Origin of the sequence: Streptomyces alkaliphilus (genome assembly GCF_014141535.1) — a bacterium.
In the GTDB taxonomy this organism is placed as follows: Bacteria; Actinomycetota; Actinomycetes; order Streptomycetales; family Streptomycetaceae; genus Streptomyces; species Streptomyces alkaliphilus.
Genome location: NZ_VKHT01000141.1, coordinates 1 through 7,675 on the forward strand (window position 1 = coordinate 1; position 7,675 = coordinate 7,675).

Annotated in this window: 5 protein-coding genes and 1 pseudogene; 3 read left to right on the top strand and 3 right to left on the bottom strand. The window is 74.7% G+C overall.

Going from position 1 to position 7,675, the window contains the following annotated elements; genetic code table 11:
* Positions 1-134 precede the first annotated feature (134 nt).
* Positions 135-611, top strand: a complete 477-nt coding sequence (locus FNQ90_RS07290) for a MarR family winged helix-turn-helix transcriptional regulator (protein WP_182605560.1) — start codon at positions 135-137, stop codon at positions 609-611.
* Here the strand turns inward: FNQ90_RS07290 and FNQ90_RS27115 are convergent.
* From FNQ90_RS27115 to FNQ90_RS07300, 3 genes and pseudogenes are all read right to left on the bottom strand, one after another.
* A pseudogene (locus FNQ90_RS27115) lies at positions 517-804 on the bottom strand (hypothetical protein); the annotation flags it as partial. The gene FNQ90_RS07290 and the pseudogene FNQ90_RS27115 overlap by 95 nt on opposite strands.
* Before the next feature lie 17 nt (positions 805-821).
* Positions 822-1,790, bottom strand: a complete 969-nt coding sequence (gene meaB / locus FNQ90_RS07295; protein WP_182605562.1) for a methylmalonyl Co-A mutase-associated GTPase MeaB — start codon at positions 1,788-1,790, stop codon at positions 822-824.
* Between the two features lie 240 nt (positions 1,791-2,030).
* Positions 2,031-3,212, bottom strand: a complete 1,182-nt coding sequence (locus FNQ90_RS07300; RefSeq protein ID WP_182605564.1) for an acetyl-CoA C-acetyltransferase — start codon at positions 3,210-3,212, stop codon at positions 2,031-2,033.
* A 135-nt stretch (positions 3,213-3,347) separates the two neighbouring features.
* Here FNQ90_RS07300 and mce point away from each other — a divergent pair, with 135 nt between their 5' ends.
* On the top strand, positions 3,348-3,800 hold the full coding sequence (gene mce / locus FNQ90_RS07305; RefSeq protein ID WP_143619674.1) for a methylmalonyl-CoA epimerase: 453 nt from the start codon (positions 3,348-3,350) through the stop codon (positions 3,798-3,800).
* 219 nt (positions 3,801-4,019) lie between these two features.
* Positions 4,020-7,292 carry a hypothetical protein gene (locus tag FNQ90_RS07310; RefSeq protein ID WP_182605565.1) on the top strand — a complete coding sequence of 1,091 codons (3,273 nt, stop codon included), beginning with the start codon at positions 4,020-4,022 and terminating at the stop codon, positions 7,290-7,292.
* Positions 7,293-7,675 lie beyond the last annotated feature (383 nt).

Here is a 7,675-nt window from a genome sequence, read left to right on the forward strand (position 1 = left end):
GGGGGGAATGCGGGGGGATGCGCCCCGGCTCTCCTCCGCGACGGGGCGCCCGCGGGGCGCCCCGTGCCCCCGCTCGGTGTCCGCCGGCCCGCCGGGTACCCGGTGGACCTCCCCCGCTCGCTAGAGTCGAAGCCATGGACACCCAGAACGGCGCCCCCTGGCTGAGCGCGACCGAACAGCGCGCCTGGCGCACCCACCTGGCCGTCAGCCGTCTTCTGATGTACCAGTTGGAGCGCGATCTCCAGCCGTTCGGGCTGACCATGAACGACTACGAGATCCTGGTGAACCTCTCCGAGGCGGAGGATCGCCGTATGCGGATGAGCGACCTGGCCGCCGCCACCCTGCAGTCCAAGAGCCGACTCTCCCATCAGATCACCCGCATGGAGCGCGCCGGTCTGGTCCGTCGGGAGAGCTGCGATTCGGACAAACGCGGCCTGTACGCGGTGCTGACCGACCAGGGCTGGCAGACCATGCGGGAGGTCGCCCCGCACCACGTGGCCTCGGTCCGCAAGCACTTCATGGACCTGATCCCGGCCCCGGATCTGGAGATCCTGCACCGGACCCTGCACCCGATCGCCGATCACCTGCACGAGCTGCGCGGTCGGCTCTAGGCGGCCCGGCGCCGGCGTCCTCGCCGGCGCCGTCCCCGCGGGCGGGCAGCCGCAGCCGGAGGAGCGCCCCGCCCTCCGGGGCGTCGTGCGCGGTCAGCGTGCCGCCGTGCCGCTCGGCGACGTCCCGGGCGATGGCCGGGCCCGGCCCGGCGCCTCCGTCGTCCCGCGCCCGGGCCTCGTCCAGCCGCACGAATCCCGCCCCGCGACGGCTCAGGGCGGGGCGTCGGTGACGCCGGCGACCAGCTCGTCGGCCGCCGCGTACGGGTCCAGCTCGCCGGCGGCCACGCGCCCCGCCAGGGCGCCCAACCGGCGATCCCCGCGCAGGTCCCCGATCCGTTCGCGCAGGGCGGTGACGGCGATCGTCTCCACCTCGTGCCCGGCCCGCTTGCGACGGCGCTCGGCGAGCACCCCGCGCTCCTCCATCCAGGCGAGATGCTTCTCCAACGCCTCGACGACGTCCTCCACCCCCTCGCCCCGCGCCGCGACCGACCGGACCACGGGGGGACGCCAGTCGCCGGGGGCGCGGGCCTCGCCGAGGCCGAGCATGTGGTTGAGCTCGCGGACGGTGGCGTCCGCCCCGTCGCGATCGGCCTTGTTGACCACGAAGACGTCGCCGATCTCCAGGATCCCGGCCTTGGCGGCCTGGATGCCGTCGCCCATGCCCGGTGCCAGGAGCACCACCGAGGTGTCCGCCTGCGAGGCGATCTCCACCTCGGACTGGCCGACGCCGACGGTCTCCACCAGCACCACGTCGCAGCCGGCGGCGTCCAGCACCCGCACGGCCTGCGGGGCGGCCCAGGAGAGCCCGCCGAGGTGGCCGCGGGTGGCCATGGAGCGGATGTAGACGCCGGGGTCGGAGGCGTGCTCGCCCATCCGCACCCGGTCACCGAGCAGGGCCCCGCCGGAGAAGGGCGAGGAGGGGTCCACGGCCAGCACGCCGACCCGTTTGCCGGCCCGCCGGTAGGCGGTGACCAGGGCGGAGGTGGAGGTGGACTTGCCGACGCCGGGGGAGCCGGTGAGGCCGATGACGTGCGCGTTGCCGGTGTGCGGGGCGAGCGCCGCCATCACCTCGCGCAGTTGCGGGGAGGCCCCCTCCACCAGGGAGATCAACCGGGCCACCGCCCGGGGACGGCCCTGTCGGGCCGCCGCCACCAGTTCGGGGACGTCCGCCGTCGCCATCGTCGCCGTCTCTCCCTGCCGTGTCGTGTCGCGCGTCTCGCGCCTGTCGCGGCGCACCCCGTGCCGCCGCCGTGCCGCCGCCTCGCGGCGGCGCGTGCCGTGGTGGGTCGCCCGGTCGGCTCACCGTACCGGGCGGGTGGAACCGGTCGTCCCGGGGCGTGCCTCCCCGCTGCGTCCCGGGACGACCGGCGTTCGTCGGGGGCCGGCGCGGACGCGCCGACCCCCGTGGTCGGAAAGCGGTCAGGGGACCCGGACGATCAGGGCGTCACCCTGGCCGCCGCCGCCGCACAGTGCCGCCGCGCCGACCCCGCCACCGCGCCGCTTGAGCTCCAGCGCCAGGTGCAGCACGATCCGCGCGCCGGACATCCCGATCGGGTGGCCCAGCGCGATGGCGCCGCCGTTGACGTTGACCTTCTCGTGCGGGACGCCGAGGTCCTTCATGGACTGCACGGCGACGGCGGCGAAGGCCTCGTTGATCTCGATGAGGTCGAGGTCGGCGACGGTCAGCCCCTCCTTGCCCAGCGCGTGGGCGATGGCGTTGGAGGGCTGGGACTGCAGGGAGTTGTCGGGGCCCGCGACGTTGCCGTGGGCACCGATCTCGGCCAGCCACTCCAGACCCAGCTCCTCGGCCCGGGCCTTCGACATCACGACCACCGCGGCGGCGCCGTCGGAGATCTGGGAGGCGGAGCCGGCGGTGATGGTGCCGTCCTTGTCGAAGGCGGGCCGCAGCTTCGCCAGGGACTCCGGGGTGGTGTCCCCGCGGATGCCCTCGTCCTCGACGAAGACCACCGGCTCGCCGCGCCGCTGCGGGATCTCCACGGGGGTGATCTCCGCCTCGAACAGGCCGTTCTTCTGCGCCGCTGCGGCTCGCTGGTGGGAGAGGGCGGCGATGGCGTCCTGCTCCTCGCGGCCGATGCCCAGGCGGGTGTTGTGCCGCTCGGTGGACTCGCCCATGGCGACGTTGTCGAAGGCGTCGGTGAGGCCGTCGTGCGCCATGGCGTCGAGCATCTGGATCGCGCCGTACTTGTGACCGGCGCGGGAGCCGGGCAGCAGGTGCGGGGCGTTGGTCATGGACTCCTGGCCGCCGGCGACCACCACGTCGAACTCGCCGGCGCGGATGAGCTGGTCGGCCAGGGCGATGGCGTCCAGGCCGGAGAGGCACACCTTGTTGACGGTGAGGGCGGGGACGCTCATCGGGATGCCGGCCTTCACGGCGGCCTGCCGGGCCGGGATCTGCCCCGCTCCAGCCTGGAGGACCTGCCCCATGATCACGTACTGCACCTGCTCGCCGGTGATGCCGGCCCGTTCCAGCGCGGCCCTGATGGCGACGCCGCCCAGATCCGCGCCGGAGAAGCTCTTGAGGGATCCCATGAGACGACCCATGGGGGTCCGGGCACCCGCGACGATCACGGAGGTGGTCATGGTGCGGCTCCTTCGACTGAGGAGTGAACGAGGGTTCACGCCAATGTACTGAGCGGTATGTCATCGCGGCACCGGGCACGCCATGTGATGGTGCGCACGTTGCGCACCCCCCGTAGCGGAGGGTGAACTGGGAAGATGTTGACGCGTATCGATCACATCGGCATCGCCTGTTTCGACCTCGACGCGACGGTGGAGTTCTACCGGGCCACCTACGGGTTCGAGGTGTTCCACACGGAGGTCAACGAGGAGCAGGGCGTGCGGGAGGCCATGCTCAGGATCAACGGTACCGATGACGGCGGTGCCTCGTGGATCCAGCTCCTGGAGCCCACCCGCGAGGACTCCACCGTCGCGAAGTGGCTGGCGAAAAACGGCGAGGGGGTGCACCACATCGCCTTCGGGACCGATGACGTGGACGGCGCCGCCGAGACCATCGGCGGGCGGGGGGTGCGGGTGCTCTACGACGAGCCGCGGCGGGGCTCGATGGGTTCGCGCATCACCTTCCTGCACCCGAAGGACTGCCACGGCGTCCTCACCGAGCTTGTCACATCGGCCACTTCCGCTCCGGAGGGTGAATCCGGAGGCCACTGACGCAGGGCGGGCCGGCCGGTAGAGTGGCGGGGCCGGGGCACGGGGCCGACATCCGAACGCCGACCGCCGGGCGACGCCTTCCGTCGTCCCGGTTCGTCGTTCGCCGTCGTTTTCCGGGCTCCCGTGTTCGGCCGAGGGTTCGACCTCCACGACGACGCACCGCGTCCGGTGGTGGCCGGGCCGGCTCCACGACGATCAGGGGACGGATGGGACCGCACCGTGCGGGACTACGACCGCAACGAGGCTGAGGACGCGCTCTCGCAGTTCGAGGCCGAGATGAAGCGGCTGAAGAAGGAGCGCGACAAGGCCGTCGATCACGCCGACGACCTGGGCTATCAGATCGAGGTCCTGCGCTCCAAGCTGCACGAGGCGCGGCGCGCGCTGGCGCTGCGCCCCGTCTACGACCCCACCGGCCACGTGGAGCAGATGCTGCGCACGGCGCAGCACCAGGCCGATCAGATGCGCGCGGACGCCGAGCGCGAGTTGCGCGAGGCCCGCGACCGCACCCAGCGCATCCTCCAGGATCAGGCCGAGCGCCGGGGCCGGCTGGAGGCCGAGCTGCACGCCGAGGCGGTCGCCCGCCGCCAGCGCCTGGACGCCGAGCTGGCCGAGCGCCGGGCGAGCGTGGAGAACCACGTCACGGAGAACGTGGCCTGGGCCGAGCAGTTGCGGGCCCGGACCGAGTCGCAGGCCCGCCGCCTGATGGAGGAGACCCGGGCGGAGGCCGAACAGACGGTCCGCCAGGCCCGGGCGGAGGCGCAGCGGGTCGCCGAGGAGACCCGTCACCGGATGACCGCCGAGGCACGGGCGGCCCGGGACGAGGCCGAGCAGTTGCTGCGACGGGCCCGGGCCGAGGCCGAACGGCTGCTGACCACGGCGGGCGCGCAGGCCGAGGAGGCCACCGGTCGGGCCGAACGGCTGCGGGCCGAGGCCACCGCCGAGGCGGAGGAGGCCCGCCGCCTGGCGACGGGGTCCCTTCGGGAGGCCGAGGAGCGGCTCGAGGAGGCCGAGACGGCGCGCCGGACCGCGCGCGAGGAGGCCGAGCGGGTCCTGACGGAGGCGACCGAGGAGGCGGAGAAGCGTCGGAACGCCGCCGAGGTCCAGTACCAGCAGCGGTCCGCCACCGCCAAGGCGGAGATCGCCCGGTTGGTCTCCGAGGCCACGACCGAGGCGGAGCGGGCCAGGGCCGAGGCCGAGCAGGCGCTGGCCGATGCCCGCGCCCGGGTCGACGAGATGCTCTCCAAGGCCGGGGAGGAGGCGCGCGGCCGCGCCGCCGAGGAGTCGGCCAACCACCTCGCCAAGGCCGCCCGCAAGGCCGAGGAGATCCTCAACAAGGCCGCCGAGGAGGCCGGCGACACCACCCGGGCGGCGGCCGAGGAGGCCGAGCGGCTGCGGGCCGAGGCGGAGGCGGAGGCCGACCGGCTGCGGGCCGAGGCGCACGATGTCGCCGAGCAGTTGAAGGGGTCCGCGCAGGCGGACACCAAGGAGTACCGGGCCAAGACGGTCGAGTTGCAGGAGGAGGCCCGTCGGCTGCGCGGCGAGGCCGAGCAGCTGCGGGCCGACGCGGTCTCCGAGGGCGAGCGGATCCGGGCCGAGGCCCGTCGGGACGCCACCCGGCAGATCGAGGAGGCCGCCGAGCGGGCGGAGGAACTGCTCGCGAAGGCGAAGGAGGACGCGGAGAGCGCGCGGGAGGCCGCGAGCGCCGAGAGCGAGCGCGTGCGCACCGAGGCGATCGAGCGGGCGAGCACCCTGCGCAACCAGGCCGACGAGGTACTGCGCAAGGCGCGCGCCGAGGCCGAGGAGTTGACCTCGCAGGCCAACCGACGGTTGGAGGAGGCGACCCGGGAGGCCGAGGAGGAGGCCGACCGGATCCGGGAGGAGGCCCGGGAGGCCGCCCGGTCGGAACGCGAGGGCGTCGCCGAGGAGTTGGAGCGGCTGCGCGCCGAGGCCGAGGAACGGGTGACCGCCGCCGAGGAGGCACTGGGCCGGGCGCGGACCGAGGCCGAACGACTGCGGGCCGAGGCCGCCGCCGAGGCGGACCGGGTGCGGACCGAGGCCGCCGAGCGCGTCCGGAGCCTCGTCCAGCAGGCCGAGACCGAGGCGGAGCGGCTGCGCGAGGAGGCGACCGGCGACGCGGCCCGGCTGCGCGCCGAGGGGGACGAGCAGGCGGTGCGGCTGCGGGCCGAGGCCGCCGCCGAGGCGGACCGGGTGCGGACCGAGGCGCGCGAGGCCGCCGACCGGGTGCGGTCGGACGCCGACGCCGCCGCCGAGCGCACCACCGCGGAGGCGAACGAGGCGCTGGCCGCCGCCCGCGAGGAGGCCGAACGGCTGCGGCGCGAGGGCGACCGGCTGCTGGAGGAGGCCCGCGAGGAGGCCCATCGGGAGCGCACCGAGACGCACCGGCGCAGCGAGGAACTGCTGGCGTCGGCGCGCGAGACGGTGGAGGAGGCCGAGCGGCGCGCGGAGTCGCTGGTGTCCTCCGCCGAGACCCGGGCGCAGGAGATCCGGGACGCGGTGGCCGGGCTGCGCGAGGAGGCCGAGCGGGAGGTCTCGGCGCTGCGCGCCGACGCCGACCTGGACGTGGCGCGGATGCGGCGGCAGGCCGGCGAGGAGAAGGAAGCCGCCTCCGCCCTCGCCGAGCGGACGATGAACGACGCGATCGCCGAGGCCCAGCGCACCCGCGAGGCGGCCGAGGAGACGCTCGAGAAGGCCCGCGGGGAGGCCGATGAGGTACGGGAGAGCGCCCGCGCGGACGCCTCCCGACGGCGTGCCGAGGCGGCGGAGCAGGCCGACGAGTTGGTGAACCGGGCGCAGGAGGAGGCGCTGCGCGCCACGGCCGCGGCCGAGGAGCAGTCCGACGCCATGGTGGGCGCGGCCCGCGCGGAGGCGACCCGCCTGGTGGAGGAGGCCCGGGGGGAGGGCTCGGAGCTGGTCGAGCGGGCCCGTCGGGACGCCGACACCCTGCTGGAGGAGGCGCGGCGGGACGCGGCGGCCATCCGGGAGCGGAGCGAGGAACTGCGGTCCCGCACCGACTCCGAGGTGGAGGAGCTGCACGAGCGGGCCCGCCGGGAGTCGGCGGAGCAGGCACGTGCGGCCGGCGAACGGGTGGACCGGCTGGTGCGGGCCGCCGAGGAGCAGCGCGAGGAGGCCCGGGCGGAGGCGGAGAAGATCCGTTCGGAGGCCGCCTCCGAGGCGGGCTCGTTGCGGATCGCCGCGGTGAGGAAGGCCGAGTCACTGCTGAAGGAGGCCGAGGCGAAGCGCTCGGAGCTGCTGAAGCGGGCCGAGGAGGTCATGGAGCGGGCCGAGCGGGAGACCCGGGAGAAGGTCGAGGAGGGCCGGCGGGAGCTGGAGAAGCTCAACCGGCGCCGGGAGGACATCAACGCGGAGATCGCCCGGGTGCAGGACGTGCTGGAGGCGCTGGGGTTGGAGGCGCCGGGCCAGAAGGGGGCGAAGAAGGCCGGTGCCGGCGGGGGCAAGCGCCCCGGCGGATGACCCCGTTCGCCCGTTCGGGGGCCGGGCCGCCCCGTCGCGCGTTCCGGGAGTCACGGTGTGCCGGGCCGGGGGCGCCGAGGGAGCGATCGGTTCCGCTCACCCGTCGAAAGGACCACCACTCAACCCGGTCATCGGCGTGCGGGGTCGATCACCGACGCACGAGAGGGCCCCGGGGTTGCATTCCGATCCGACTGCGGTTGGGTGGCGATTCGGATCCGATCGCGTTCCGGCCCCCGCCGGAACCCGGAGCGTCCGACACGTCCGTGACGCCCCATCACATCCGATATGGCCGGTGCGTCGAGGTGGGTCCGGGAGCGGATCGACGTGTGATTTCGGAAAACATCCCGGGAAAGCGGAGGAAATCACCCGCACCGCCCATCGGG